The 715-nt window shown below is 76.6% G+C and carries 1 protein-coding gene; it reads left to right on the forward strand.

Going from position 1 to position 715, the window contains the following annotated elements; translation table 11 throughout:
- The coding region (locus ACFQ3T_RS36895) for an AAA family ATPase (protein WP_380730845.1) at positions 1 to 659 on the forward strand (659 nt) is incomplete at its 5' end.
- Positions 660 to 715 lie beyond the last annotated feature (56 nt).

A 715-nucleotide genomic window follows, 5' to 3' on the forward strand; every position in this document is an offset into this window, starting at 1 on the left:
CGCACCCCGTGTCCGGCACCGCGGTCCGCGCCGACCCGCGCGGACGGTGGCGGCACCTCGCGCCGGCGACCCGCGTCGGGCTGTGCGCCCGGATCGTGGTGCTGGGAGCGGAGAGCACGGGCACCACGACGTTGTCGCGCGACCTGGCGGCGGCGCTGGACGCGCCCTGGGTGCCCGAGTACGGCCGCGAGCACACGGAGCTGAAGCTGGCCGCCGCCCGCGCGTTCGACCCGGCGGCGACCGTCGACGATCTCGTGTGGACGGTCGGCGACTTCCAGGACGTGGCGCGCCGGCAGCGGGAGCTCTCCGACGCCGCCGTGACCGGGCCGGTGCTCGTGTGCGACAACGACCCGTGGGCGGCGACCGTGTGGGGCCACCGGTACCTCGGCGCGCCGCACCCGGACATCGCGCCGGACGCCCCCCGCCCCGCCCTGTACCTGCTGACCGACCACGTCGGCGTGCCGTTCGAGCAGGACGGGTGGCGGGACGGCGAGCACCTGCGCGCGTGGATGACGGACGAGTTCCGGACCGGCCTGGCCGCGCGGGGCGTGCCGTGGCGGCTGGTCACCGGGTCGCGCGAGCAGCGGCTGGCGCAGGCGCTGGAGGCGTGCGAGGAGGCGGTGGCCCGGCACTTCCGGTTCGCCGACCCCCTGGGCTAGATGTTCTGTCCTGTGAGGTTGGGGACGCGGCTGGCGGGTGGTTGGCCGTGGAGTGC

The organism is Saccharothrix hoggarensis, from assembly GCF_042678885.1.
In the GTDB taxonomy this organism is placed as follows: Bacteria; Actinomycetota; Actinomycetes; order Mycobacteriales; family Pseudonocardiaceae; genus Actinosynnema; species Actinosynnema hoggarensis.